This window comes from Arthrobacter sp. 49Tsu3.1M3 (genome assembly GCF_900168135.1).
Lineage (GTDB): Bacteria > Actinomycetota > Actinomycetes > Actinomycetales > Micrococcaceae > Arthrobacter.
The window spans coordinates 296,323-322,390 of sequence record NZ_FUZD01000002.1; the positions used below are offsets into that span (position 1 = coordinate 296,323).

General features: G+C 67.9%; 22 protein-coding genes and 1 tRNA gene. 18 read left to right on the plus strand and 5 right to left on the minus strand.

Features of this window, described 5'->3' with window-relative positions:
* The first annotated feature begins 234 nt into the window (after nt 1–234).
* Complete coding sequence (gene guaB / locus B5X90_RS04320; RefSeq protein ID WP_079550212.1) at nt 235–1,746, plus strand: IMP dehydrogenase; 1,512 nt, start codon at nt 235–237, stop codon at nt 1,744–1,746.
* A 130-nt stretch (nt 1,747–1,876) separates the two neighbouring features.
* Complete coding sequence (locus B5X90_RS04325; protein WP_079550213.1) at nt 1,877–3,727, plus strand: ABC transporter ATP-binding protein; 1,851 nt, start codon at nt 1,877–1,879, stop codon at nt 3,725–3,727.
* Here B5X90_RS04325 and B5X90_RS04330 read toward each other — a convergent pair.
* The gene (locus B5X90_RS04330; RefSeq protein ID WP_079550214.1) at nt 3,714–4,346 is read right to left on the minus strand and encodes a hypothetical protein; all 633 of its coding nucleotides are present in this window, start codon (nt 4,344–4,346) and stop codon (nt 3,714–3,716) included. The two genes, B5X90_RS04325 and B5X90_RS04330, sit on opposite strands and share 14 nt — an antisense overlap.
* Nucleotides 4,347–4,400: 54 nt before the next feature.
* On the opposite strand from B5X90_RS04330, the gene B5X90_RS04335 reads away from it, so the two are divergent.
* From B5X90_RS04335 to B5X90_RS04365, 7 genes are all read left to right on the plus strand, one after another.
* Nucleotides 4,401–5,537, plus strand: coding sequence for a GuaB3 family IMP dehydrogenase-related protein (locus tag B5X90_RS04335; protein WP_079550215.1), 1,137 nt, complete (start codon nt 4,401–4,403; stop codon nt 5,535–5,537).
* A 92-nt stretch (nt 5,538–5,629) separates the two neighbouring features.
* The gene (locus tag B5X90_RS04340; protein WP_079550216.1) at nt 5,630–7,381 is read left to right on the plus strand and encodes a glycerol-3-phosphate dehydrogenase/oxidase; all 1,752 of its coding nucleotides are present in this window, start codon (nt 5,630–5,632) and stop codon (nt 7,379–7,381) included.
* A gap of 89 nt (nt 7,382–7,470) precedes the next feature.
* Entirely contained in the window at nt 7,471–7,959 is a 489-nt protein-coding gene (locus tag B5X90_RS04345) for a PTS sugar transporter subunit IIA (RefSeq protein ID WP_079550217.1), read from the plus strand.
* Nucleotides 7,960–8,186: 227 nt separating this feature from the next.
* Complete coding sequence (locus B5X90_RS04350; RefSeq protein ID WP_079550218.1) at nt 8,187–9,119, plus strand: SURF1 family protein; 933 nt, start codon at nt 8,187–8,189, stop codon at nt 9,117–9,119.
* A complete protein-coding gene (locus B5X90_RS04355; RefSeq protein WP_079550219.1) occupies nt 9,116–9,625 on the plus strand; it encodes a DUF3817 domain-containing protein in 510 nt (169 codons plus the stop codon). Before B5X90_RS04350 ends, B5X90_RS04355 begins: the two co-directional genes overlap by 4 nt.
* Nucleotides 9,626–9,805: 180 nt before the next feature.
* The gene (gene guaA, locus B5X90_RS04360) at nt 9,806–11,395 is read left to right on the plus strand and encodes a glutamine-hydrolyzing GMP synthase (protein ID WP_079550220.1); all 1,590 of its coding nucleotides are present in this window, start codon (nt 9,806–9,808) and stop codon (nt 11,393–11,395) included.
* Between the two features lie 308 nt (nt 11,396–11,703).
* Nucleotides 11,704–15,990, plus strand: a complete 4,287-nt coding sequence (locus B5X90_RS04365; RefSeq protein WP_079550221.1) for an AAA family ATPase — start codon at nt 11,704–11,706, stop codon at nt 15,988–15,990.
* Between the two features lie 97 nt (nt 15,991–16,087).
* Here the strand turns inward: B5X90_RS04365 and B5X90_RS04370 are convergent, their stop codons facing one another.
* The 3 genes from B5X90_RS04370 to B5X90_RS04380 all read right to left on the minus strand — a co-directional run bounded on the left by B5X90_RS04370 (nt 16,088) and on the right by B5X90_RS04380 (nt 18,190).
* Nucleotides 16,088–16,987, minus strand: a complete 900-nt coding sequence (locus B5X90_RS04370) for an RcpC/CpaB family pilus assembly protein (RefSeq protein WP_256860045.1) — start codon at nt 16,985–16,987, stop codon at nt 16,088–16,090.
* 161 nt (nt 16,988–17,148) lie between these two features.
* Nucleotides 17,149–17,400 carry an FmdB family zinc ribbon protein gene (locus B5X90_RS04375; RefSeq protein ID WP_079550223.1) on the minus strand — a complete coding sequence of 84 codons (252 nt, stop codon included), beginning with the start codon at nt 17,398–17,400 and terminating at the stop codon, nt 17,149–17,151.
* Between the two features lie 139 nt (nt 17,401–17,539).
* The gene (locus tag B5X90_RS04380; protein WP_079550225.1) at nt 17,540–18,190 is read right to left on the minus strand and encodes a 5-formyltetrahydrofolate cyclo-ligase; all 651 of its coding nucleotides are present in this window, start codon (nt 18,188–18,190) and stop codon (nt 17,540–17,542) included.
* A 104-nt stretch (nt 18,191–18,294) separates the two neighbouring features.
* Here B5X90_RS04380 and galU point away from each other — a divergent pair, with 104 nt between their 5' ends.
* From galU to B5X90_RS04410, 6 genes are all read left to right on the plus strand, one after another.
* Entirely contained in the window at nt 18,295–19,212 is a 918-nt protein-coding gene (gene galU, locus B5X90_RS04385; protein ID WP_079550227.1) for a UTP--glucose-1-phosphate uridylyltransferase GalU, read from the plus strand.
* 5 nt (nt 19,213–19,217) lie between these two features.
* On the plus strand, nt 19,218–19,838 hold the full coding sequence (locus B5X90_RS04390) for a GNAT family N-acetyltransferase (protein WP_079550229.1): 621 nt from the start codon (nt 19,218–19,220) through the stop codon (nt 19,836–19,838).
* Between the two features lie 143 nt (nt 19,839–19,981).
* On the plus strand, nt 19,982–20,980 hold the full coding sequence (locus B5X90_RS04395) for a hypothetical protein (protein WP_079550231.1): 999 nt from the start codon (nt 19,982–19,984) through the stop codon (nt 20,978–20,980).
* 108 nt (nt 20,981–21,088) lie between these two features.
* Nucleotides 21,089–21,907, plus strand: a complete 819-nt coding sequence (locus tag B5X90_RS04400; RefSeq protein ID WP_079550233.1) for an SDR family oxidoreductase — start codon at nt 21,089–21,091, stop codon at nt 21,905–21,907.
* Between the two features lie 46 nt (nt 21,908–21,953).
* A tRNA-Ala gene (locus B5X90_RS04405) sits at nt 21,954–22,026 on the plus strand.
* A gap of 134 nt (nt 22,027–22,160) precedes the next feature.
* Nucleotides 22,161–22,790 carry a GNAT family N-acetyltransferase gene (locus B5X90_RS04410; protein WP_179129047.1) on the plus strand — a complete coding sequence of 210 codons (630 nt, stop codon included), beginning with the start codon at nt 22,161–22,163 and terminating at the stop codon, nt 22,788–22,790.
* Here B5X90_RS04410 and B5X90_RS04415 read toward each other — a convergent pair.
* A complete protein-coding gene (locus B5X90_RS04415; RefSeq protein WP_179129048.1) occupies nt 22,787–23,302 on the minus strand; it encodes a hypothetical protein in 516 nt (171 codons plus the stop codon). The two genes, B5X90_RS04410 and B5X90_RS04415, sit on opposite strands and share 4 nt — an antisense overlap.
* Nucleotides 23,303–23,555: 253 nt before the next feature.
* Between B5X90_RS04415 and B5X90_RS04420 the strand changes: the two genes are divergently transcribed.
* The 3 genes from B5X90_RS04420 to B5X90_RS04430 are packed head-to-tail and all read left to right on the plus strand — an operon-like array spanning nt 23,556 to nt 26,009.
* Entirely contained in the window at nt 23,556–23,924 is a 369-nt protein-coding gene (locus tag B5X90_RS04420; RefSeq protein WP_079550237.1) for a hypothetical protein, read from the plus strand.
* A gap of 25 nt (nt 23,925–23,949) precedes the next feature.
* On the plus strand, nt 23,950–24,420 hold the full coding sequence (locus B5X90_RS04425; RefSeq protein WP_079550239.1) for a GatB/YqeY domain-containing protein: 471 nt from the start codon (nt 23,950–23,952) through the stop codon (nt 24,418–24,420).
* Nucleotides 24,417–26,009: an ABC-F family ATP-binding cassette domain-containing protein gene (locus tag B5X90_RS04430; RefSeq protein WP_079550241.1), complete on the plus strand. Its 1,593-nt coding sequence runs from the start codon at nt 24,417–24,419 to the stop codon at nt 26,007–26,009. Before B5X90_RS04425 ends, B5X90_RS04430 begins: the two co-directional genes overlap by 4 nt.
* Nucleotides 26,010–26,068 lie beyond the last annotated feature (59 nt).

Consider the following 26,068-nt stretch of genomic DNA (forward strand, 5'->3'; position numbering starts at 1 on the left):
CGGCCGGCGGGGGAGCCCTCCGGGCATGGGGCGGCTCACATTGAAAACCGGACGTTACCGCCCGGAATATGGCTATCGCCGCCAAGGTTCTACTATTTATTGAGGACTTCTGCACGAATCATCTGCACGAACCTTCTGCATGACCTTCTGCACAGGCCAGACCCGTAATGACGGGCTGGTCATCTGTTGCAACCCCTACCCGTGACCCCGTAACCCAAGGTAAGAGGCGCACTCATGACCCAGCCCGAACACGATCCCTTCGGCTTCATCGGCCTGACGTACGACGACGTCCTGCTCCTGCCCGGCCACACCGACGTGATCCCCTCGGAAGCGGACACGTCGTCCCGGATCTCCAAGCGCATCACGGTCCAGACCCCGCTGCTCTCCGCCGCGATGGACACCGTCACGGAGTCCCGGATGGCCATCGCCATGGCCCGCCAGGGCGGTCTCGGCGTCGTGCACCGCAACCTTTCCATCGCCGACCAGGCCGACCAGGTGGACCGGGTTAAGCGCAGCGAATCCGGCATGATCACCAACCCCCTGACCATCGGCCCCGAGGCCACGCTGGCCGAGCTGGACGAAATCTGCGCACGCTACCGCGTCTCCGGCCTGCCGGTCGTGGACGAGGGCAACAGGCTGCTGGGCATCGTCACCAACCGCGACACCCGCTTCGTGCCCGAATCCGACTTCCCGCTGCGGCTGGTCAGCGATGTCATGACCAAGATGCCGCTCGTGACCGGACACGTCGGCATCAGCCGCGAGGAAGCCTCGCACAAGCTGGCCACGAACAAGATCGAGAAGCTCCCGCTCGTTGACGAGCAGGGCCGGCTCAAGGGCCTGATCACCACGAAGGACTTCACCAAGGCCGAGCAGTACCCGCTCGCCACCAAGGACGACGAAGGCCGCCTGCGTGTCGGTGCGGCGATCGGCTTCTTCGGCGACGGCTGGGAACGCGCCATGGCGCTGATCGACGCCGGTGTGGATGCCCTCTTCGTGGACACCGCGAACGGCCACTCCCAGGGTGTGCTGGAAATGATCCGCCGGCTCAAGTCCGATCCCGTTGCCGCCCACGTGGACATCATCGGCGGCCAGGCTGCCACCCGCGAAGGCGCCCAGGCCCTGATCGACGCCGGTGCCGACGGCATCAAGGTCGGCGTCGGTCCCGGGTCCATCTGCACCACCCGTGTGGTGGCCGGCGTCGGCGTCCCGCAGATCACCGCCATTTACGAGTCGGCGAAGGCCGCCATCCCGGCCGGCGTGCCGCTGATCGCCGACGGCGGCCTGCAGTACTCCGGTGACATCGGCAAGGCGCTCGTCGCCGGCGCCGACACCGTGATGCTCGGCTCCCTCCTGGCCGGTTGCGACGAATCCCCGGGCGACCTGATTTTCGTCAACGGCAAGCAGTTCAAGAGCTACCGCGGCATGGGCTCCCTCGGCGCCATGCAGACCCGCGGCAAGAACACCTCCTACTCCAAGGACCGCTACTTCCAGGCCGACGTCTCCGGCGATGACAAGCTCATCCCGGAAGGCATCGAGGGCCGGGTCGCGTACCGCGGTCCGCTGTCGTCGGTGGCGTACCAGCTGGTCGGCGGGCTCCGCCAGACCATGTTCTACACCGGCGCCCCGACCGTGGCGGAGCTGAAGGCGCGCGGCAAGTTCGTCCGCATCACACCGGCCGGGCTCAAGGAGTCGCACCCGCACGACATCCAGATGACGGTCGAAGCCCCGAACTACGGGTCGCGCTAAGACCCGCCCGAACCGGGTGAGCCCGCCGAAACCACAGTTTCGGCGGGCTCACCCGGCTTAAGGGCGCCCCGATTCCCAGCGGCAGTGCCGCTCACGCCCCGGTTCCGGGTCCCGGAACTAGGCTGGAGGCATGTCCGAACTCCTGCCGGCACGCGCGCCCAAACGCAAGCTCGCGCTCAAGCCCTACGCCCGCGCCGTGGCACAGGTGCTGCGGGTGAGCTTCCGGGCCTCGCCCGCCGCCGTCGTCATGAAGGTCCTGGGCTCGCTGATCTCGGCCCTGCTGCCGCTGGTCACGACGTACTTCGCCGCCCTGACCACCACGGCGCTGGCCGCCGCCTACGCGGGCGACGCCGACGCCGGCGCGCAGGCCGTCGTGTACGTCATCATTACCGCGGCACTCGGGCTCTTCTGGGGATCGTTCAGCAGCGTGGACCGCTACATCCAGCAGCTCATGAGTTTCCGGGTCGGCGCGATCGTCGGTGACCTGATGTACGAGCGCTTCCTGACCCTGGACTTCTGGCGCTACGACGACAAAGAGACTGTGGACCTGTACGACCGGGCGAAGCGTTTCTCCGACTCCTACGCCCGCGTCCTGGACCGGATCGCCGCCATTTTCACCCAGCTCGTGTCCGTGCTGCTGGCGATCGGCGCGCTGCTGCTGGTCAGCTGGTGGATCGCCGTGATCGTCCTGGTTGCGATCGTCCCCAGCGTCTACCTGCAGTTCAAGCTCTCCCGCGAACAGATCGCGCACTGGAACACCCAGGTCGATTCGCGCCGGCAGCGCCGGATGATCGAAACCAACCTCCTGCGTCCGCAGCACATCGCCGAGATGCGGCTTTACGGGATTGTCGGCTACCTCATGGGCCTGCGCTCCCGGCTGCGGGACGCCGATGAAAAGCGCCGGCTGGACTTCCAGAAGCGCTACATCCCCAAACAGCTCGCGGCCGATGCCCTGCAGTACGGCGCCGAAGTAGTCTCGCTGATCTGGGTGGTGGGCCAGATCATCGCCCGGGCCCAGCCGGTGGGGCAGTTCCTTTATGTCCAGCAGATTGTCAGCCGCGCCCTCTCGACCGCCAACAGCCTCGTCTCCTCACTGAGCTCGATCGACGAGGACCTGGCAAACCTCACGGACTACGAGCTCTTCATGGCCCTGCCCGTGCCGTCCGGCCAGGCCCCGCCGCTGTTGCAGGCGCCGAAGACGGTCGAACTGCGGGACATCCGCTTCACCTACACCGGCAGCGAACTGGAGGTGATCCGCGGCATTTCGATGACCATCAGGCAGGGCCAGCACATTGCGATCGTGGGGGAGAACGGCGCCGGCAAGTCCACCCTGATCCGGATCCTGGCCGGGCTGTACCGTCCCGACTCCGGGCAGGTGATGCTCGACGGCGTGGACCTCGCCGCCGTCGACGTCACCTCCTGGCACCGGCACCTGGCGGTGCTCAGCCAGGAGTTCCTGAAGTATGAATTCGCCACCGCGGCGGAAAACATCTTCTTCGGCGACGTCGATTCGCCCCGCGACGACGGACGGGTCCGGCGCTCCGCCGCGGATGCCGAGGCCCTCGAATTCATCAACAAACTGCCCAATGGCCTGGACAACCACGTCAGCAACTGGATGGAGGACCCGCGCGGGCGGAAGGGCTCCGGCCTTTCCGGCGGGCAGTGGCAGCGGCTGGCGATGGCCCGGAACTTCTACCGCGGCGCATCGTTCATGGTGATGGACGAGCCGACGTCGGCCATCGACGCGCTGGCGGAACACCGGATCTTCACGCGGCTCTTCGCTGACCGCAGCAGCACCATCATCGCGATCAGCCACCGCCTGGCCACGATCGAGAAGGCCGATATGGTCTACATGCTCGAGGACGGCCGCATCGTGGAACAAGGCACCCACAGGGAACTTGTGGCGCGCCGCGGCCGGTACTTCAGGATGTTCGAGTCCCAGCTCACCGTGCCGGACACCGAGAACGTCAGCGGCGAGTAAGCGGAGCGCCCTCGATGGTCGTCCGCACCCGGGCCAGGCTGGGCTCGGGCGGGACGCTGCTGAAGCCGAAGCCGACGGCGGGGCGGACGGCGGCGAGCGGGCCGGCGTCGGCGCCGTCCCAGCTGACGGCCGCGGAGTCGATGCGGTGCAGATCCGTGACCCCGTAGCATTCCCGCCGGCCGCCCTTGGCCGTGCCCGCAGTGCGCACGCCGGGGAGGATCCTGCCGGCAACGGGACTGACCGCACGCAGCCAGTTCGGATGCACCGCCAGAGCCCCGGGAACCAGCCGCGCCAGGGCGCCCAGCCGGGTGCGGGACCCGAGCCGGGCGCGGATCCGCAGCGGCCCGGCGTCGACCGCGAGCTGCCCCGCCTCATGCTCTGATGCCAGGGGCACGATGCAGGTCTCGTCGAAGTTATAGACCGCGCCGATGAAGTCGGCGGCCTCGACGCTCGGTGCCAGCAGGATCCGGTGGCCGGAGGGCAGCTGGACCATCGCGTCAGTGAAGGACCCGAACGGGGACTGTGTCCACAGGCCCACTACCGCGCGCAGGCCCGAGCCCGTGCCGAGCCCGGCAATGTGTCCGTCGAATATCCAACGCTGTCCGTTACGCCAAAGCATGACGCCACAGTACGCCGAAGCGGCGCCCCGCGTCCGCTGGGATAACCTAGAGCAGTGACTTACGAGATTGAGATTGGCCGAGGCAAGCGTGGGCGTCGTGCCTACTCCCTGGATGACATTGCGATCGTCCCCAACCGGCGTACCCGTGACCCCAAGGACGTCTCCGTCTCCTGGCAGATCGATGCCTACAAGTTCGACATGCCGGTCATCGCGGCGCCGATGGATTCGGCCATGTCGCCGGAGACCGTCATCGCCCTGGGCCGCCTCGGCGGACTCGGTGTGCTCGACCTCGAAGGCCTGTGGACCCGGTACGAGGACCCGCAGTCCGTACTGGACGAAATCGCGGGCCTGGCCGACGAGACCAACAGCCCGGCCGTCACCCGGCGCATGCAGGAGCTCTACCAGGCGCCGATCCAGCCTGAGCTGATCACCTCCCGCCTTGCCGAGATCCGCGCCGCCGGCGTCACGGTGGCCGGATCCCTGACCCCGCAGCGCACGCAGGAACACTACAAGACCGTGGTGGCCGCCGGCGTCGACATCTTCGTCATCCGCGGGACCACTGTCTCGGCTGAGCACGTCTCCAAGGACCACGAGCCGCTGAACCTCAAGCAGTTCATCTACGAACTCGACGTCCCCGTGATCGTCGGCGGGGCGGCCGGCTACACCCCGGCCCTGCACCTGATGCGCACCGGCGCCGCCGGCGTGCTGGTCGGCTTCGGCGGCGGAGCCACCACCACCACCCGCCGCGCCCTGGGCATCCACTCGCCCATGGCCTCCGCGATTTCCGACGTCGCGGCAGCCCGCCGGGACTACATGGACGAGTCAGGCGGACGCTACGTCCATGTGATCGCCGACGGCGGTATGGGCTCCTCCGGCGACATCGTCAAAGCCATCGCCATGGGCGCCGACGCCGTGATGCTGGGCAGCGCCCTGGCCCGCGCCGACGAAGCCCCCGGCAAGGGCTGGCACTGGGGCCAGGAAGCCCACCACCTCGAACTGCCCCGCGGCGACAGGGTCAACGTGGGAACGGTCGGTCCGCTCGAAGAGGTCCTGTTCGGGCCCGGCCACCACACCAACGGCACCTCCAACCTTGTCGGCGCGCTGCGCCGTTCAATGGCGACCACCGGCTACTCGGACCTGAAGGAATTCCAGCGCGTCGACGTCGTCGTCTCGCCGTACGCCGGCAACTGAAACCGCGCGCGGGCCGTTGAGGGCCCTGCCCATCCGGGAAACTTGGACGTAGTCTGGTGCCCTACGAGGTTTGATCCGGATGGAGGCGTGACATGAACAGTTTTCCCGGCGGTTCTGCCGAGGCCGGAGGTGCCCTCGGGCCAGCGGCCCGCGAGGCTTCAATCACTGTGCTCAGGGGCAGCACCGCCCCCGGCAAAGAGCTCGACATCCTGATCGTGGGCGGAGGCATCGTGGGTGCCGGCGCCGCCCTCGACGCCGTGACCCGCGGGCTCAGTGTGGGCATCGTCGAGGCGAACGACTGGGCCGCGGGGACGTCGTCGCGGTCCTCGAAGCTCATCCACGGTGGCCTCCGGTACCTCGAAATGCTCGACTTCGGCCTGGTCAAAGAGGCACTGCATGAGCGCGGCCTCATTCTCTCCGTCCTGGCGCCGCACCTGGCCCGGCCGGTCCCGTTCCTGTACCCGCTGCACAAACCGTTCCTGGAGCGGCCCTACGTCGGCGCCGGAATCGCCCTGTACGACGCGATGTCCATCACCGGCGGGCACAGCCGCGGCGTCCCCTTCCACAAGCACCTGACCCGGCGCGGAACCCTGCGGGCCGCCCCCAGCCTCAAGGACGACGCCTTCGTCGGATCCATCCGCTATTACGACGGGCAAGTCGACGACGCCAAGTACGTCGCCAACCTCGTGCGGACCGCGGCGCACTACGGAGCCCACGCGGTCAACCAGATGTCGGTTGTGGACTTCGTGCGCGAGGGCGAGCGCGTGGTCGGCGCCAAGGTGGTCAACCACGAGGACGGCTCCAGCTTCAAAATCCGGGCCAAGCAGGTCATCAACGCCACCGGGGTCTGGACCGACGAGACCCAGGCCATGGTGACAGACCGCGGCCAGCTCAAGGTGCGGGCGTCCAAGGGCATCCACCTCGTGGTGCCCCGCGACCGGATCCAGTCCACGGTGGGGCTGATCCTGCGGACCGAGAAATCCGTGCTGTTCGTGATCCCCTGGGGCAGGCACTGGATCATCGGTACCACTGACACCGACTGGCACCTCGACAAGGCCCACCCCGCGGCCTCCAGCAAGGACATCGACTACCTGCTCGAGCACGTCAACAAGGTCCTCAAGCGCCCGCTGACCCGTGAGGACGTCGAGGGCGTCTACGCGGGGCTGCGGCCGCTGCTGGCCGGGGAAAGCGATTCCACCGCGAAGCTCTCCCGCGAACACGTGGTGGCCCACCCCGTGCCGGGTCTCGTGGTGGTGGCGGGCGGTAAATGGACCACCTACCGGGTCATGGCCAAAGACGCGGTCGACGAGGCGACGCGCAGCATGGACGAGCGCGTCCCGGCCAGCTGCACGGAATCCGTCCCGTTGCTGGGGGCGAGCGGTTTCAAGGCCGCGTGGAACCAGCGGAACCGGATGGCGGAGGAGACCGGCGTCCACGTTGCCCGGATCGAACACCTCCTCAACCGCTACGGTGCCATGACGCCGGAGGTGCTGGCGCTCATCGCCGACAACCCGGAACTGGCCGAACCGTTGCCGGGCGCTGACGACTACCTGGCCGCCGAAGCCGTCTACGCGGCCACGCACGAGGGCGCCCGGCATGTCCAGGACGTCCTGACCCGCCGCACCCGGATTTCGATTGAAGCGTGGGACCGCGGTGTGTCCGCCGCTCCGGTAGTCGCTAAACTAATGGGAGACGTTCTCGGCTGGAGTGATGCGCAGCGCGAGGGCGAAGTCAAGCACTATCTGGCCCGGGTTGATGCCGAGCGCCTGAGCCAACAGCAGCCGGACGACGAATCCGCCGATGCCGCACGGCTGGGCGTGGAGGACATTGTGCCCCTGCGCTGAGACTCAGCGCCGGCCGGCAGTGCAGGTTTACAACGCTAGTCATTGGACTGCCGGCCGGCGTCACTGACGCCACTTCGAAGGGATATCTCTTGGCGGAACCACTGGACCGGTACGACGCCGAGCTCACCACACCCGAGATGGTGATCCTCGAAATGGATGCCACGGACAAGCTCGACGCCACTGCCCAGCTCGCGGAACGCATGCATGCTGCCGGACGAATCTCCGATCTCGAGGGCTTCCTCAAGCAGGTCAATGCCCGGGAGCACCAGCTCGCCACCGGCCTGCCCGGCGGTGTCGGCCTGCCGCACGCCCGCAGCGAGCTCGTGTCACGGACATCCATCGCGGTCGGCATCACGAAGTACGGCAGGGCGCTGGACTTCGGCGCAGCCGACGGCCCGGCCACAGTGATTCTGCTCATCGCCACCCCGGCGAGCTCCTTTTCCGATCACCTCGAAGTGCTCGCGACGCTGGCACGCTCACTGTCGAAAGAGTCCTTCCGCGAATCGCTCCGCCGCGCCTACGACGCCGAAGTGATCGCCGAACTGATCAATTCCAGCCTGGTGTTCTTCGACCACTGAGATTGGGGCGGGCCCCTTCGTGTCGACTTCGTCGCCACGCGGGGAGCCTGCCGCCCCACTCTAGGGGCGGGCCCCTTCGTGTCGACTTCGTCGCCACGCGGGGAGCCTGCCGCCCCACTCTAGGGGCGGGCCCTTTCGTGTCGACTTCGTCGCCACGCAGGGACCCTGCCGCCCCACTCTGGGGGCCCGTTTCGCTGTTCTACACAGGGACGAAGTACCTTTAAGGGGTGCTGAAAACTGCCCTCAAACCCCGCTGGATCGCAGGACTCGTGTTCGCGATCGCCATTTCCGGGGTCTTTGTGCTGCTCAGCCAGTGGCAATTCGGCCGTTCAACGCAGGCCGAAGCCCCGGTCTCCACCACAACGGAGCAAACGCGGCAGCTCACTTCGGTCCTGCAGCCGGGCGGGTTCTTCCCCGGATCCGTGGCTGACCAGATGGTCTCCGCCACCGGCAGCTACGACCCCCAGAAGCAGGTCCTCGTCCCTGGCCGGCTCAATGACGGGGCGAAGGGCTACTGGATCGTGTCGGCCTTCGCCGTCAAGGACGCCCCGGCCCTGAAAGGCGGCGGGGCCACACCGCAGACCTGGATTCCGGTCGCACGCGGCTGGGTGGCGGATCCCGCGGACGCCGTGGCGCCGCCGTCGGGCACCATCGAACTGACCGGGCGGCTGTTGCCGTCCGAGTCCCCGCTGCCGCGGACGGATCCCGGACCCGGCCGCGCCAGCGCCGTCTCGGTTGCCGAACTCATCAACGACTGGAACGTCAGCAGCTACCCGGGCTTTGTCGCAGCGACCACCGAATTGGCCGGCGGCACCGACGTCGGGGCCGCGGCTGCCGGCGGCGACGTCAAACCCCTCCGGATCGGCCCGCAACCGCCCGCGCAGCAGGTCAACTGGCTCAACCTCTTCTACTCCGTGGAATGGGTGGTCTTTGCGGGCTTCGCGTTGTTCATCTGGTGGCGGCTCGTCAAGGACGACTACCGCCGCGACCTCGAAGACGCGCTCGACGAGGAAACGGCCGAGGAACACCCCTCAGCCGACCGCCACGCGGCCCACCACGATGCAGTCCACCACAATGCGGCCCACTTCCAGGGGGCCGAAGCGCCCACCGACTCCCAACCCACAGCCCCCCAACCCACAGACCCGAGAGTGCAATCATGATCGAGCCCCAGCCCGCCATCCAGCCGCAGTCCACCAACGGCACGGGGAAAGCCGGGAAGAAGCGCCGCTTCGGCGGTACCGAGGCCCAAATCCGGTCCGCCCTGAAGTTCTACAAGGTGCTCGCCTACCTGACGGGCACCATGCTGCTGCTGCTCTGCGCCGAACTGATCGCCCGATACGGCTTCGGTCAGTACCTCTTCGCCGGCGGCACCAACGCCGTCACCGGCCAGCCGTTCGGCCTCGGATTCGCCGACGCCGAGCCGCCAGGGGTGGTCGGGGGCGTCAACCTCTCCATCACGGTCCTGATCGTGCACGGCTGGATGTACGTCGTGTACCTGATTTCCAACTTCCGGCTGTGGTCGCTCATGCGCTGGCCGTTCACCAAGCTGGTGGTTATGGCCCTGGGTGGCGTCGTGCCGTTCCTGTCCTTCTTCGTCGAGAAGAAGTTCCACGCCGAGGTCGAGGCCGAACTGGCAGCAAACCCGCAGGCGCCCCAGCGGTACTGAACCCCTTCTGACCCGGCACCCGTCCTGAGCAGTGCCTTCCGGAGCAGTACCGTCCGGAACAGTGACACGACGCCGGCGGCCGCCGTCGGGCATGTGAGTTCGCTTACCTCAGCCCGCGATTCGGGCCCGCACCGGCTTCTCAATGTGCGGGCGGGCAGCGGCGCAAAGTAGGCTAGTGGGGTGACTACTCCCACTGCATCCCAGACGTCCCACAGGCCGGTTCTGGTTGTTGACTACGGTGCCCAGTACGCGCAGCTGATTGCCCGCCGCGTCCGGGAAGCGAATGTGTATTCGGAAGTGGTTCCGCATACGTACAGCACCGAGCAGCTGCTGGCCAAGAACCCCGCCGCGATCATCCTCTCGGGAGGGCCCTCGAGCGTCTACGCCGACGGCGCCCCCAGCGTCGGTGCCGACCTCTTCGAGGCTGGCGTCCCGGTCTTCGGCATCTGCTACGGCTTCCAGGCCATGGCCAACGCCCTCGGCGGCAAGGTGGCCCAGACGGGCCTGCGCGAATACGGTGCCACCGAGACCACCACCCTCGGCGAGGGCCGCTCGATCCTGGCCGGCATGCCCCAGCACCAGAGCACCTGGATGAGCCACGGCGACTCCGTCCACGAAGCCCCCGAGGGCTTTGAGGTCTTGGCGACGACGGCGGGAGCCGACGTCGCGGCGTTCGCCAATGAGGACAAGCGCCTCTACGGCGTCCAGTGGCACCCCGAAGTCAAGCACTCGGCCTACGGCCAGCAGGTCCTGGAAAACTTCCTCTTCAAGGGCGCCGGGCTCGAACCGAACTGGACCACCGGCAACATTCTGGAAGAGCAGGTCCAGCGGATCCGTGACCAGATCGGCGACGCCCGGGTCATCTGCGGCCTCTCCGGCGGCGTCGACTCGGCTGTGGCCGCTGCCCTCGTGCAGCGGGCCGTCGGCGACCAGCTGACCTGTGTCTTCGTGGACCACGGGCTGTTGCGCGAGGGCGAAGCCGAACAGGTCGAACGCGACTTCGTGGCCGCCACCGGCGTCAAGCTGTATGTCGCCAACGAGCAGGAGCGCTTCCTGAGCGCCCTTGCCGGCGTCAGCGATCCCGAGACCAAACGCAAGATCATCGGCCGCGAATTCATCCGCGCCTTCGAGGAAGCCGAACTGGCGATCATCGCCGAGGCAGCGGCGCACGGGGAGAAGATCAAGTTCCTCGTCCAAGGCACCCTGTACCCCGACGTCGTCGAATCCGGCGGCGGCGAAGGTGCGGCCAACATCAAGAGCCACCACAACGTGGGCGGGCTCCCCGAGGACCTGCAGTTTGAACTGGTTGAACCGCTGCGCGCCCTGTTCAAGGACGAGGTCCGCGCGGTCGGTGCCCAGCTCGGCCTGCCGCAGGAAATCGTCGGTCGCCAGCCGTTCCCTGGCCCGGGCCTCGGCATCCGGATCGTCGGCGATGTCACCAAGGAACGCCTGGACCTGCTCCGCAAGGCCGACGCGATCGCCCGCGCCGAGCTGACCGCGGCCGGACTGGATGACGAAGTGTGGCAGATGCCCGTGGTGCTGCTGGCGGACGTCCGCAGCGTGGGAGTCCAGGGCGACGGCCGCACTTATGGACACCCGATTGTCCTGCGCCCCGTGTCCTCCGAGGACGCCATGACCGCCGACTGGTCGCGGCTGCCCTACGATCTCCTGGCCCGGATTTCCAACCGGATCACGAACGAGGTGGAAGGCGTCAACCGCGTGGTGCTGGATGTGACCAGCAAGCCGCCGGGAACCATCGAGTGGGAATAGCAATCTGAATGGCCGGCCTTTCGAGGCCGGCCATTTCATTTTGTTCCTGACAATGTTTCTGACAATTCAGCCTGAATTTCACACCGCCCAGTGTTGCGGCCCCGCACCTGCGGGGGATTCGGGCTACCCTCGAAAGCATGCCGGTATGGTCCAAGGCGTCCCGCGCGAGCCTGGCAACCGCGAGCACACAAGATGCGGCCAGGGAAAGCGCGGACGCAACACAGACGAGCGTTGATACGACGAACCCGCTAGAGTCGAGCCCGCCGCGGTCCGGCACAGAGAAGTCGAGCACAGAAAAGAAGGCAGCAGTGTCAGTTGGTCAAGGCCACCCCGAGGGCTCCGAGGAGTTCAGGAAATGGCTGTCGGGGCTCAAGCCCGTCACCGGTGCAGATACCATGCTGCGCTTCACCAAGACGCCCGAAGGCTCAATTGACCTGACTCATGCCCATCCCTCGGGGCTCGCCCAGCTGATGGCAGGGCGGCGCACCCGGCTTTCGACCCTGATCCGCGACCGCCAGCAATTCGTTGTCGCGGCCCGGGCATCGCGCAACCTGCGCTCGAAGATTTTCGAACTCGCCAATGACCGCGGCATCGACGCGGGGTATTTCTCTGCCGGCACGGTCGTCTGGACGTCCGCCGTCGGCGGTAAGCCGCAACGGATCTCGGCCCCGGTCATGCTCACCGCCATATCCCTCACGGTGCGCCCAGGCGAGGACGACTACGAGCTGCAGCTCACCGAACAGGCGCAGATCAACCCGGCGCTGGTCCGGCACCTCAAGACCGTCCACGGGATCGTTTTCGACGTCAACGCGGTGACGCGGATGGCGTACAGCACGGCCCGTTACGACCCGCAGCCTGTTTTGGACCGCCTGGGCACCCTCGTCCAGCCGATTCACGGCGCGGAGGTCGAACACAACCTGCTCGTCTCCACCTTTGCTGACCTCTCCGGCAACCTCGATGATCCGTGGATCAACCAGAACAACCCCCTGGTCACCGCGCTGGCCCGGTCCGGTTCCGGTGAACTGCTGGACGTGCCCGGGCTGGAACCCGGCCGCTTCCCCAGCACGGACGACCGTGACCCTGCCGACGAGCTTCTGCTGCTCGACGCCGACACGGACCAGCAGTATGTGGTCGATGCCGTCCGGGCGGGCGACTCGCTGGTGGTCAGCAGCCCGCCGGGCACGGGCCAGACCCAGACCGTCATCAACACCATCGGCGCCCTCGTGGACGAGGGCAAGTCCGTCCTGGTGGTTGGCGACAGGCGCGCCAGCCTCACCGAGATCTCCGGACAGCTCGATGGCCTCGGCCTGGATTCGGTCCTCTTGCACCTCACGGGCAGCGCCAGCCCGCTGCAGCTGAAGGGCCAGCTGGTCCGCGCGATCGTCCGCAACGAGAAGTCGCTGCAGCCGCAGCTGAGCAACCTGCACGCCACACTGACCGGGCACCGCCACGCCCTGATGGACCACGTAGCCTCCCTGCACAACGTCCGGGCGCGCTGGGGTTGCTCACCGTATGAGGCCATGCAGTCCCTTGCAGAGCTGACCTCCATCCAGCCGGCACCGGCGACGACCGTCCGGCTCAAGCGCAGCGTGCTGGACAATATCCGGGACCGCGAGGAGCTCGCAGGCCGGCTCCGCCGCGCCGCCGAGCTCGGCAGCTTCAGCCGCGCGTCGACCACCAGCCCCTGGCACGGCGCGCGCCTGCTGACCCGCAAGGAGACCCAGGAAGCGCAGGGCGTTGCCCAGTCCGTTGCGGAAAAACTGCCGGTGCTGCGCGGGCGCATGGATGCCGTGGCGGAACACGCAGAGATCCGGCTCGGCCGGACCTTCGCCGAATGGGGCGAGCAGATCGAACTTCTCGTCGCCGTCCGCGAAAGCCTGGACAAGTTCACTCCCGACATCTTTGACCGGCCCGTCCACGACCTGATCTCGGCCACCGCATCCTCCGCCTGGCGCCGGGAACGCGGGATCGAAATGCCGTCCATGCAGCGCTCACGCCTGCGCAGGGTGGCCAAGGAGTACATCCGGCCCGGCGTGCACATCGCGGACCTGCACAGCTCCCTGGTCCTCGTGCAGGAACAGCGCGCCGCCTGGTCCGGCTTTGCGACCACGCAGCGGCACCCGGCCGTGCCGTCCGGGCTGGCTGAAATCACCGGCCTGTACCGGGAGCTCGCAGCGGAATTGGCCGAACTGGGCCTGGCGGTCAAGCACACCGCTGCCGGCGGCGATTTGGACCGCGCACCCTACGACGAACTGCTGCCCCGGGTGCGGCGGCTCGTGGCCGACACCGCGACCCTTGAAACCCTTCCGGAGCGCACGCTGCTCGTCGAGAGCATGCGTGAGCACGGCCTGGGCGAGCTCCTCGCCGACCTTGCCGAGCGCGAGGTCCCCGAGGGGTCGGTGACCGCCGAACTCGAGCTGGCCTGGTGGCAGTCGGCCCTGGAGGCCATGATCAGCGGCGATGACTACCTCGCCATGTCCGACGGCGACGCCCTGCGCCAGCTTGAGGCGGAGTACCGTCTCGCGGACAACGCCCATATCGCCAGCGGCGCCGCCCGGCTGCGCTGGAACCTGTCCGAGCGCTGGCGCGCTGCCATCGCGGCGTACCCCCGCCAGGCCGAGCTGTTGCGCAGCCTGCTGAAGGACGGCCGGGTGACCCTGGCAGCCCTGAGCGGCCAGGCGCAGGAGCTGCTGCCCACCCTGGTCCCGGTGTGGTCCGTCAGCCCCTACCTCATGACGGGCCTGCTGCCGATCGAGCAGACCTTCGATGCCGTCGTGATCCTCGACGCCGAGACGACCTCGTTGCAGGCCGTCCTCCCGGCGATCGCCCGGTCCCGGCAGGTCATCGCCTTCGGCGACGAACAGATTGCCAGCCCCCGGACCTTTACCGTGGGCGTCGAACGGCTCGCCGCGGGGGAGAGCTCCTACCAAAGCGTGGAGAGCTCGTACCGGGCACTCTCTGCCGTGCTTCCGGTCTGGAACCTGAGGACCGTGTACCGTGCGGTCGATGAAGACCTGGTGCGCCAGCTCAGCAAGGGTTTTTACGGCGGGGAACTCACCCGCCTCCCGGAGGGTCAATCCGCCACGGGGCTGGACCGTGCCCTCAGCGTGGAGTACCTCCCCGACGGCACGGGGCTGCCCAGCGCCGACCACGACGGCGTCGAATCGGTTGTTGCCGAGGTCAACCGCGCGGTGGAGCTGGTCTTCGAGCACGCCCGGCTCCGCCCCCGGACGTCGCTGGCCGTGGTGACCGGCAGCCTTCGCCATGCCGCCCGGATCGGCGAGGCCATCAGGGCGCAACTGCCCAACTACCCCATGCTTGGCAGCTTCTTCACGGCGGGGGATGAGTCTTTCCGCGTGGTGGACCTGGAACGGGCCCAGGGCCTGGTCCGCGACCACGTCATTTTTTCCCCGGGCTATGGCCGCACCCCGCATGGGCGCACCCTCCACAGCCTCGGGCCGCTTTCCGCCGAAGGGGGCCGGGCAAAATTCGCCCTGGCGATGACGCGTGCCCGCCGGTCCCTGCACGTGCTCAGCTGCTTCCGGCCCGAAGACCTCGATGTCAGCCGCCTCAGCCACGGCGCCGTGGACTTCTACGAACTCCTGGACCGGGAGATCGCGGGCAACACGGATCTTGGCAGCCCCGCCTCCCGGGCCGCGGCCAGCGAGCAGGCGCTCGGTGCCGATCCGCTCGTGGCCGACCTGGGCGACCGGCTCCGGGCCCGCGGGGCACGCGTGTGGCACCAGTACGACGGCGTCCTGAACATGGTGGCGGCCGCCGATCCGATGACCACGATCGGCCAGGACGATGCGGAGATTCCCCGTCCGGTGGCGATCGAGTCGGATGGCACCAGCCACTACCGGCGGATGAGCGTCCGGGAACGGAGCAGGCTCCGGCCGCAGCTCCTGGAGCGGCTTGGCTGGCGGTACATGCCCCTCTGGACCATAGAGGTCTTCACCGACCCCTCGGCCTGCGCCGACCGGATTGGCGGCTACCTCGGGTTGGAGAAGCCCGTCGTGTCCAGCCGGCTGCGGACATCGCACGGGTTCTTCGACGACGGCATTGAGCACCTGGCGATCGACGAGGCGCGGGCCGCCGAGTACCACGTGGCGGCCGAACCCGCGGGACAGGTGTTCCGCGGCCACGAGAGTGCCGGCCAAGAATTCCGCCGGCAGGCACCAGCATCAGCAATGACAGGCAATACAGGCAGTAAGGAGGCCGGCGGCATGAGTGCGGACGGCATCACCGGCAATACGAACGACACTGGCAACACCGGCGCCACCAAGGACACCGGCGCCCACGAAGCCGGCGCGACGGGGGCCGCGGCCGACACCGCAGGGCCGAAGCCCGGCGAATCGACCGGAGAATCGACCGGGGAATCGACCGGGGAATCGACCGGGGAATCGACCGGCGACGGGGCGGCCCAGGAGGCCGCCAGGGAGACGTCCCGCCGTTCGGAGGCACAGGCCACCGTTCCGGAGGGTGTGCTGCCGAACAAGGCGGCGGAGGACGACCCCCGGCGCTGGGGTGACCAGCCTGACAATTACGATCACGACGCCTGGCTCCAGGAGCAAAAGCCGCCGCACTGGGGCTGACGTGGCCGCCCGCAGCCCTGAGCCTGCGGGCGCAACCCGCGTCGGAGCAAGCTACCCGGGCCCTTGGCCCGGCGGAAACGCCCGGCTGGCTGGACAGCTAGCCCGGCGGTGACGCCACAAGCACGAAAAACAATTTGCCCTGGGTAGACGCGCCCGCCAGCCGTCGGGCCTGATCGGCCGTCGCTGCCACCACCACCATCCCGTCAGTCTCCGCAGTGGCGGGCCAGGGGCCGGCCTTGCCGCCCTGCGCCGACGTCCAGAGCACCGGCACGGCTTCGGCCAGGATTTGGCTTTCCCCGGGTTGTTCCAGGCCGTTGCCGGCAGTGAGCACCACGTTGACGAGCTGCCCGGGGGAGACCAGCTGGATGGAGGCCGGATCTGCCATCCTCAGCGGCACGGCCGCAGAGCCGCGGGGGCTTCCGGCGAGCAGGCCCGGTCCGAGGATCTGGGCGTCGGTGAGGAGCTGGCCCTCGCGCAACGGTGCGGCCAGTTGTTTTCCCTCGAACGCGGTCTCGCTGTCGGGGCTGCCCGCAGGAATAAGGCCGGGTGGCACGCTGATCCTGCTGAGATCGCCGGGTTCCAGGGACTTTCCAGCGGGTAGGTCGGTCGCGGCGGCGAAGGCTGTGACAGTGTCAGTGGGCGCGGGAGTCAGTTGCTGAACCGTCAGCCCGGCGGGGATGCAGAACAGGAGGGCCGCGATAAGCCGCCGGTTCCGGTTAAGCCAGCCGCGCAGGCGGCGCCACGACGGACGGCCGCGGGGCGGCCGCCGGCGGGGTTTCGCGGGACCGGGCCGGCTCCGGAACGGAAGGCCTGCGGTGGAAAACGTGGCGGCAGGATGGCTCGCGGGGCGGATCCCGGAACGGGACCAGCGGCCGCGGCCCATTTCAGGCATTGCGGCGCGGAACGGCCTGGACGAAGGCGTGGAAGATGGCCTGGACGCCGCCGGGGCAGCCGTCGTGAGCGAAAGCGGGAAAAGCGCCGTAAGGAAAGGTTCCATGCCGCCACGCTACGGATCCGCGCAGAGCGGCGGGAGCTGCGGAACGTCCTATGTGGACAACGGCCACATCGGCCACAGCCGCTACAACGGCCAGCCATTCGGGCAGCGCCCGGACTCAGACGGCCCAGCCGGCGGCCTACGCCAACCCGGCAGGAGGTGGCTTAGCTGGCTGCGGCGGCGGGCGCGGGGGTGGCCGCGGGAGCTGCAGGAGCCGGGGAAACCGTGCTGCCCTTGGTGTCGCGCGAATCGGTCCGGTAGAAGCCGGAGCCCTTGAACACTACGCCGACGCTGTTGAACTTCTTGCGCAGCGTGCCCTGGCACTCGGGGCAGGACGTCAAGGAGTTGTCGCTGAACGACTGCACGATCTCGAAGGCGTGGCTGCAGTCCTTGCAGGCGTATGCATACGTGGGCACTGGAAATCCTCCTCAGGGGCAAACGAGCAGGTCCCGTGATGCCGGGGCCGGATCATCGCCGATATGTCTATCGACCGGTTCCGTCCTTAGCAGTCGCAGGGCCTGAGTGCCAATTCTATCACCTTGGCGGGAACCCTGATCAGGCGGGCCGGGATCGGCCGAGCCGGATGATCCCGCCCGGGGTCAGCGCCGTGTCGACTTTCCGGTCGAACGACTCCGCGGGGATGCTGCCTGCGGGCAGCACCTCCGTGTCATAGACGACGGCGGCAGTCGGCAACGCGACAGCGTCGGCCGCCCCGTCGGCCGCCCCGCGGGACGTGGAGGACATGGCAGCCAGGGCGGCAAGGAACTTGTCGTAGTAGCCGCCGCCTTGCCCGATTCGGTTGCCCGAGAAATCCACCGCGGTGGCCGGCACGAAGATTGCGGTGGCGTCCCGCATGATTTCGGTGCCGTGGCGCTCTCCGACAGGCTCCTGGATGGGCGCGTACCGGCTGCGGACAAACCCGGACCGGGGAGTCCAGTACACCCAGCTGAGCTCGATGTCGGGCTCGCAAACGGGCAGCAGCACCCGGTGCCCGGCCTCGACCAGGGCAGCCAGCAGTGGCAGTGTGGGCGGTTCGGCGCCCACCCCGAGGTACGCCGCGAAGGTGCCCTGCCGGCCGCGGGCAAGCCCGGAGGCCCACTCGAGTCCATGGCTGGCGATACCCGCCGCGGCGGTGTCCTGTGCGGCCAGCGGGAGTGCGGAACGCCCCGCCCTGTGGCTGGAGCGAATTTCCTCTTTCGACGCCATCTTGGCCCGTCCTCTGCCTCTTGCGGCCGCGCTGCACCGGCGGGCCCGGCGGGCGGTTCGCATAATGATTACGCAATGATTGGTCCCTCCGTTAGATTAGTCGTGTGAATACACCCAACGCTTCCGTCCGCAAGGCCGTTATCCCCGCCGCGGGCCTTGGTACCAGGTTTCTCCCGGCCACAAAGGCCATGCCCAAGGAAATGCTGCCTGTCGTTGACAAGCCGGCCATCCAGTACGTCGTCGAGGAGGCCGTGAATGTCGGCCTGAACGACATCCTGATGATCACCGGCCGCAACAAGCGGGCGTTGGAGGACCACTTCGACCGCGTCCCCGCGCTGGAGTCCACCCTGGAGGCGAAGGGCGACACTGCGAAGCTCGAATCCATCCAGGCCGCCAGCAACCTCGGTGACATCCACTACGTCCGCCAGGGCGATCCCATGGGCCTCGGCCACGCCGTCCTCCGCGCCAAGCAGCACGTCGGGCAGGAGCCGTTCGCCGTCCTCCTGGGAGATGACCTCATTGACGCCCGCGATGAGCTCCTCAGCACCATGATCGAGGTCCAGGCCAAGACCGGCGGGTCGGTGGTCGCTCTGATCGAGGTGGACCCGTCCCAGATCAGCGCGTACGGCTGCGCGGACGTCGAGGCAATCGGCGGTGAGGACTACGTCCGCATCAACCAGCTCGTGGAGAAGCCGGATGTCGCGGACGCCCCGTCCAACCTGGCCGTGATTGGCCGTTACGTGTTGCACCCGGCCGTCTTTGAAGTGCTGGAGCGCACCGCGCCCGGACGCGGCGGGGAAATCCAGCTCACGGACGCCCTGCAGGAACTCTCGGCCGGTACCGGCGAGGGCTACGGCGTGTACGGCGTCATCTTCCGCGGCCGCCGCTACGACACCGGCGACAAGCTCAGCTACCTCAAGGCCTGTGTCCAGCTCGCCTGCGACAGTGAGGACCTCGGCCCGGGCCTGCGCGAATGGTTGCCCGGCTTCGCGTCCAGCCTGGCCCCCAGCCTCGCCAAATAACTCCCGTGGGGGGCAGCTTCACCTGGCCGGTGACCTTGGAGAGCGGCGACATCGTGTTGCGCCCGATCCGGTACCGGGACCGCAAGGAGTGGACGGCGCTCAGGTCCCGCAACTGCGAGTGGCTGGCCCCCTGGGAGGCATCGAACCCGGTCCCCGGCGGCGGACTGCCGGACTACCGGCAGATGGTGCGCTCGCTCAAGGTCCAGGCCGCGCAGGCCACGGCCTTGCCGTTCGTGATCGCGGAATGGACGCCAGGCCATCAGGCGCCCGTGATCGTGGGGCAGCTGACGGTGTCCTCGATCGTCTGGGGATCGGCCATGATGGCGACGCTTGGCTATTGGGTCGACAAGGAACGGGCCGGCCGGGGGATCGCCCCGACCGCCGTGGCCATGGCGACGGACTACTGCTTCGGCACCCTTGGCCTGCACCGCATGGAGATCAACATCAGGCCCGAGAACGCGCCAAGCCTGCGCGTGGTGGAGAAACTCGGGTTTCGTGACGAGGGATTCCGGCCCAGGTTCCTGCACATCAACGGTGAATGGGCGGACCACCGGACCTTCGCGCTCACGGCTGAGGAAGTGCCGGAAGGCCTCCTCGCGCGGTGGCTGAGAACCCGCCGGTCCTGAAGCCCGAGACAGCCGCCTGACCAGCCACAACGCCCCGACGCCGGCCCGTCGCCGCCGCGCGCGCGACACACCCCTGACAATGCGGGGCAGCACCCCATATACCTCATACGGTTTTGAGTGTGGACTTCCCTCTTAGCAGCTCTGTGATCCTTGTCATTGCTGTTGCGCTCTGGATCGTGTGGGTGGCGCCCTACGTTCTCCGGAACGGACGCCACCAGCTGCAGCCTGCAGGCGAATTCCTGGCGGACGTCATTGATATGGAACCAGCAGATCCACATGCGGGGAAGGTTATGAAAATGGCGGCGCAGCAGGAGAAACCCATGACCAGCACTCAGCGCGCAGAACCGGCCGGCGGCACATCTGGGCCCGGGGCAGGCAAAGCGGCGACCCCTCGGGTGAGCCCGATTGCTGCGGCGGGCTCCCAGGCGTTCCGGATTCGTTGGGGGCGGCTGGTGCTGGCGGTAACCGGGCTCCTGGCCCTCCTCACGGCAGTGGTGTCCGGAGCCCTTCGACTTTTCGGTATCGGTTCAGGCTGGCTGCCGGTGACCGCTCTCCTGGGCGCCGTCGCCGCAGTGGCGCTGCTTCGTCGCCTTGCCGTCCGTGATCGCCGTCGGAAGATGAACGCTGCATTCCGTGCCGCCATGGGCAGCCCGGAACGCACTCCTGCGCGTCCGTCCGTGCCCGAACAGACCCCCTCCCTTCCCGACGGCCGCCCCGGCGCCCGGCCGGAAAGCCCGCTCTTCGACGCCGAAGCGGGCCGCGACGCGCCCGAGCCCGCGCCGAAGCCGCTGACCGCACTGGAACTCCGCCAGGCCGCCCTCGCTGAAGCCGTCGCCTCTGGGGATGCCTCGGCGGCTGTGGCAGCCGATACGGGTGCAGTAGCGGAGGGCACGAGCTGGGAGCCCGTCGAGGTTCCCAAGCCCACCTACGTCGAAGCCCCGAAGGCCGAACGTGCAGCCCCCATGCCCCTCGACCTTCCCGAGGCGCCGAAGGCCGTAGGGAAGCCGTCCCTCAAGCAGGCCTCGGCGCGACCGGCAGCGTCCGATCCGCAGACCGTCGACGACTCTGAGACCAAGCAGCTCAGCAAGGCCCAGAGCGCTTTGAGCAACCTGGATGACGTCCTCCAGCGGCGGCGCGCCTGATCCGACCCGCCCTTCCGGAAATTACCCCGGGCAGCCAGCGATGGCGGCCCGGGGTTTTTCGTTTCCCCGCAGCGTCGCCGGCGGGCTTCGCTGCGGTAGCCTCGGGTCATGACAAGGATCTGCGTTGCCGGTGGAACCGGCCAAGTGGGCCGCAAAGTGGTGCGCCTGGCCGTCGACGCCGGGAACTCCGTGGCCGTCCTCAGCCGCAACCCGCCAGAGGACGGCACCGCCGGCAACATTCGGGGCGCGGAATACTTCCGCGCGGACGTCACGACGGGGGGGGGGGGGGGGATAGCGGCCGCCCTCGCCGGCGCCGACGTCGTGATCGATTGCCTGGAAGGACGCGCCGGGAAGGCGCGCAAGAACTTCGCCGACGGCGGTGCGCGGCTCCTGGCCGCCGCCCAGGACGCGGGAACGGCCAGGGCCGTCATGCTGTCCATCGTGAACTGCGATCGCAGCAACTCCTCCTTCTACCGGTCGAAAGCTGCCAAAGAACACGCCTACGAGCTGTCCGGACTCGAGACCGTGGTGGTCCGGGCCACCCAGTTCCACTCGTTGCTCGCCATGTTGTTCGGCGCCGGCTCGAAGCTGCGGATCATCCCCGTGGTCAGAGGTGCCCGGTTCCAGCCGGTATCGCCGGCCGACGCAGCCGCGGTGCTGCTGGAGACCGCCCTTGACCCGGCGCCCGTTCCAGCCGCGGGCCCGCGGCACCGGGTGCTGAACCTCGGGGGCCCGGAATCCAAAGACATGGCCGACTTCGCCCGGGAATGGCAACGGGTCACCCGCGCAAACGGTCGACTCGTGCGCCTCCCACTGCCCGGCGCCATGGGCCGCTACCTGCGCGAGGGGTTGAACCTGGTACCGGAAGCGCGACACGGCACCGAGACTTTCCGGGGCTGGCTGGAAAACCGCGCAGATAGTTTGTAGCCTAGGGACACCGGCAACGCCGTTCCGTCAGGACCGGCGTTGCTTCGGGGCTATAGCTCAGTTGGTAGAGCGCTTCGTTCGCATCGAAGAGGTCAGGAGTTCGAATCTCCTTAGCTCCACAGATTTCGAGGGTTTTTGAGCCCTTGAGTACGTGAATGCGTGCGTGAATGACATTGCCGGCCGCCCGGGGCGTCCTGCCTGGCTCCAGGGCGATGCGATGGTGCGCAGTACTGCCCGCCGACGAGGAGCAAACATGGGAGCCGGAACGATGGGCACCCGGCCGGCGTCGAACGTCAGCCTCCACGTTGGCGCACCGGGATCCGCTGTGGCCAGCGAAACGGCAGCGCTCCTCAACGAATCCCTCGGCTCCGGTTTCACTCAGCCATCAGCTTTGGCGCAACTCACAGCTGATGGCGGGGGAGTCCTCATCCGTGCCCGCGGCCGTGGCGGCGGGCTCCTGGGCGCGGCGACCGCCCGCGTCCTGGACCAGGGGTCCCAGGCCGTACTGCGGGACCGCCTGCGCATCACCGGGGTCGACGCCGGCCTGGACGGCCGCCGGGTGGGGGAGCTGAAGTCCATCGTCGTCGGGCCCGCAGCCAGGGGTACGGGCATCGGCTCGATCATGCTCGCGGCCAGCCTGGACTTTCTGAAGGCCCGCGGCTGCCACGAAGTCGTGTCCGCGTCCTGGGTCTCGGCCGATCCACGGCACTCTTCGCTGGGGATGCTGGAGCGGGCCGGCTTTGCACAGGTGGCCACGATCGCCGCCTTCTGGGCGGACGACCAACAGGCAGCCGGCTACCTCTGCCCCCTCTGCGGCGACGGGTGCGTCTGCGCGGCCGTCATCCTGGTGCTGCCACTCGAGGGCAGGGACAGCCGCCGCTAGAGCGCTTCCTTGGCCAGGGCCGCAGCGCCGGGAGGAGTCGTGCGGCCGAGCCGGTCGTCCAGTCTGACGCGCAGCCTGGCGGCGGCGACCCGAACCCGGTGATGCGAGAGGGCCGCCGGGCCGGTAACCTGCGCAGCGACGTGCTGCCCGTTGCCTGTGCTTTCCACGGCCCCGTCCACGGACTCCCACGCGATGTCCAGAAGCTCAAGCTCCTCGCTGCGGGCCAACTCGCTGCGGGCGAGCACATCCAGCGCCGCCAGCCCCAGGGCTTTGCTGTCCCCATCCTCGTCCAGGGCACGGTCCAGCGCCCATTGGGTCCGTTTCCACCACTCGGCCCGGTCGTCTGCGACGGCCTTCTGGTGCAGAGTCCGCCAGGCCATGAACGCTCCCACGGCTGCCGCTACAAGTACCGCAACAGGGGCAAGCGCGGCAACGATCTGCCACCACTCGGCGGGAGCTGTGTGGAGGAGGACTTCAACCGGAACCGGAGACGGGGCAGGTGTTGGCGGCATGCGACCAGCCTAAGCCGCGGCCCGGACAGTGGCAGGCGGCGCGGTTCCCGCGGCGTGGTGCGGCGCTCCTGGCAGGTCACCGGTACGGAACGCCGGCGATTTCATGAGATGGTGTGAACCTGCGTGAACGGCGCCGTGGCCGCGCCGGCGCAGCAATCCGCGCGGCAAAACCCAACCTACTAACAGCGGCCAGGCAGCCGAATCCAGCGCAGGAATCCAAGATAAACACCCAGCGCAGACAAGGCCACCATCGATGAAGAACACCACCGCGATCGCCCTGGCCCTGCTGTCTGTTCTGCTGACTGCTGCCTGCTCCGCCTCCCCGAGTCCCGAGCCGTCCGCCGGGACCCCCACGGCGGGCCTGCCGGCGTCGCTGCCCAAGCCTGACCAGACCCAGCAGGAAACGCTCCTGGCCGCGCTCGCCAAGATCAACCCCCGCCTGCCGGATGGCCAGGCAGTCGACAAGGCCCGCCGCCTGTGCGGCCGTCTGCTGGGGCAATCGACGGCGGACCAGCTCATCGCTGCCGCGAAGACCGAGTTCAGCGGGGACGTCCCTGCCCTCTCGGACGAGGACGCTCAGCGGATTATCTCGGCGATCGGGGCCAACGGGTTCTGCCGCTAGCCTTGTTAACAACACGAGGAGAACTATGACCACCCTGAAAGAACGCCTGCACGCCGACGTGGTGAGCCACATGAAGGACCGCAACAAGGTTGCCCTGACCACTGTGCGCAACGTCCTGGGCGAGATCGAAACCCGGGAGAAATCGGGCAAGACGCCAATCGTGCTGGACGACGCACAGGTGACCGCGCTCCTGCAAAAGGAAGCCGCCAAGCGCCGCGACACGGCCCGCATCTACACCGAGGCCGGCGAAGCCGAGCGCGCCGCCGCCGAGATCGCCGAGGCCGAAGTGATCGAGGCGTACCTGCCCAAGCCACTGACCGCGGCGGAAGTCGAGGCGATCGTGGACGAGGCCATCGCGGCGCTCAAGGCCGACGGCGTCGAGCTGTCCATGCGTCAGCTGGGGGCAGTGATGAAGCCTGTCACCGCCACGGTGGCCGGACGCTTCGACGGCAAGGCCGTCAGCGAAATCGTCCGCAACCGTCTCGCGCAGCAGTGAGTCTGGTCCGGCTGCACGACGTCAGCGTCCGCTTCGACAACACACAGATCCTCCGCGAGGCGTTCTTCCGCCTGGAGCCCGGGGACCGGGTGGGCCTGATCGGCAAGAACGGCTCCGGGAAGACTTCCATCCTCAAGCTCATCCTGGACCATGTTTCCCCGGACACTGGAACGGTCACCGTGGAGCAGGGGACCAGGGTGGGGTACTTCTCCCAATTTTCCGAGCTGGACGGCGAGGCAACCATCCTTGCGGTCCTTGACGGACTGTTCGTCCAGATCAAGGCTGCCGAGGCCGAGCTGGCAGCCATCGACGCCGCCATTGCGGCTGACCCCGCCGAGGCAGAGCTGGACCGGCTGATCCGGCGCCAGGCCGAGCTGTTCGAGGACATGGACCGCCTCGACGGATGGGATTACAAGCGGCGCATCGACACAGTCCTGACCACGCTGGGGTTCAACGACGCCCACCGCACGTGCGCGATTGACGAACTCTCCGGCGGGTGGCGCAACCGCGCCGCCCTGGCCAAGATCCTGTTGGAGGGCCCGGACGTCCTGCTGCTGGATGAACCCACCAACTACCTCGACGTGGCCGGTGTCGAATGGCTCGAAAACTGGTTCCGCGACTACCGCGGCGCCGCGATTATCGTCTCGCACGACAGGAAGTTCCTCGATGCGGTGGTCACCCGGATCATCGAAGTGGAAAACTTCCACCTGCACGAGTACCCCGGAAACTTCGCCGAGTACGTGGTCCAGAAGCAGTTCCGGCTCAAGACGCTCGAGGCCCAGTTCGTCCATGAGTCCGAGCTGCTGGCTTTTGAAGCGGAGGGCATCGCCGACCGCCGGGAGGCCGCCAAAGCCGCCAGCCGTGGGCTGGGGAACCAGCTGGCCAAGATCAAGAAAGCGCGGACACCCCGTCCCGTGGACCAGATCGTCACCGAGATCTACGGCGGGCTGCACGTGAAGGATGTCCTCTGCCGGGTTGAAGGGCTGGGCAAGTCCTATGGCGACAAGGTCCTGTTCGAAGACCTGAGCTTTGAGATCCGCAAGGGCAACAGGATTGTGGTCCTGGGCTCCAACGGCAGCGGCAAGTCCACGCTGCTGAAAGTGCTGACCGGGGATGAACCCGCGGATTCCGGTGAAGTGGTCTGGGCGAAGGGGCCCGGTTTTGTTTCCTACAACAAAATGCTGGAAGAGCTCGACGACGCCGACACCGTTTCGCACGCGGTCAACGCGCTGCCGGACAGCCTGGCCTTCAGCGCCACGAAGAAGTCCGTCAACAGGTTCCTCGCCATGTTCCAGTTCTCCGAGGCCGACCTCAAACAGAAGATCGGAAACCTTTCCGGCGGACAGAAGGCCCGCGTCGCCATGGCCCAGTGCCTGCTGTCCGGGGCCCCGGTGCTGCTGCTGGATGAGCCCACCAACCACCTGGACATGTCCAGCACCCAGGTCATGGAGCGGGCACTGCTCCACTTCCCCGGGGCCGTCGTCGTGGTCAGCCACGACCGCTTCTTCAGCGAGAAAGTCGCCAACCGTCACCTGGTCTTCGGCAGCGACGGCGCGGAACCCGGCGAGGTCGACGTGCGCGCCGCGTAGAGCCGCTTGACGGTTGCCCCGAGGCTCAGGGTTTGGTCAGCATTGGCTCAGGATGTGCC

What these genes read in the sequence shown, in the direction of transcription:
- B5X90_RS04415 (WP_179129048.1), bottom strand. Translation starts at nt 23,302, where the DNA reads ATGCCGCCAACACCTGCCCCGTCTCCGGTTCCGGTTGAAGTCCTCCTC.
- B5X90_RS04340 (WP_079550216.1), top strand. Translation starts at nt 5,630, where the DNA reads ATGAACAGTTTTCCCGGCGGTTCTGCCGAGGCCGGAGGTGCCCTCGGG.
- guaB (WP_079550212.1), top strand. Translation starts at nt 235, where the DNA reads ATGACCCAGCCCGAACACGATCCCTTCGGCTTCATCGGCCTGACGTAC.
- B5X90_RS04410 (WP_179129047.1), top strand. Translation starts at nt 22,161, where the DNA reads ATGGGAGCCGGAACGATGGGCACCCGGCCGGCGTCGAACGTCAGCCTC.
- B5X90_RS04400 (WP_079550233.1), top strand. Translation starts at nt 21,089, where the DNA reads ATGACAAGGATCTGCGTTGCCGGTGGAACCGGCCAAGTGGGCCGCAAA.
- B5X90_RS04380 (WP_079550225.1), bottom strand. Translation starts at nt 18,190, where the DNA reads ATGGCGTCGAAAGAGGAAATTCGCTCCAGCCACAGGGCGGGGCGTTCC.
- B5X90_RS04355 (WP_079550219.1), top strand. Translation starts at nt 9,116, where the DNA reads ATGATCGAGCCCCAGCCCGCCATCCAGCCGCAGTCCACCAACGGCACG.
- B5X90_RS04325 (WP_079550213.1), top strand. Translation starts at nt 1,877, where the DNA reads ATGTCCGAACTCCTGCCGGCACGCGCGCCCAAACGCAAGCTCGCGCTC.
- B5X90_RS04330 (WP_079550214.1), bottom strand. Translation starts at nt 4,346, where the DNA reads ATGCTTTGGCGTAACGGACAGCGTTGGATATTCGACGGACACATTGCC.
- B5X90_RS04425 (WP_079550239.1), top strand. Translation starts at nt 23,950, where the DNA reads ATGACCACCCTGAAAGAACGCCTGCACGCCGACGTGGTGAGCCACATG.
- B5X90_RS04420 (WP_079550237.1), top strand. Translation starts at nt 23,556, where the DNA reads ATGAAGAACACCACCGCGATCGCCCTGGCCCTGCTGTCTGTTCTGCTG.
- B5X90_RS04370 (WP_256860045.1), bottom strand. Translation starts at nt 16,987, where the DNA reads ATGGAACCTTTCCTTACGGCGCTTTTCCCGCTTTCGCTCACGACGGCT.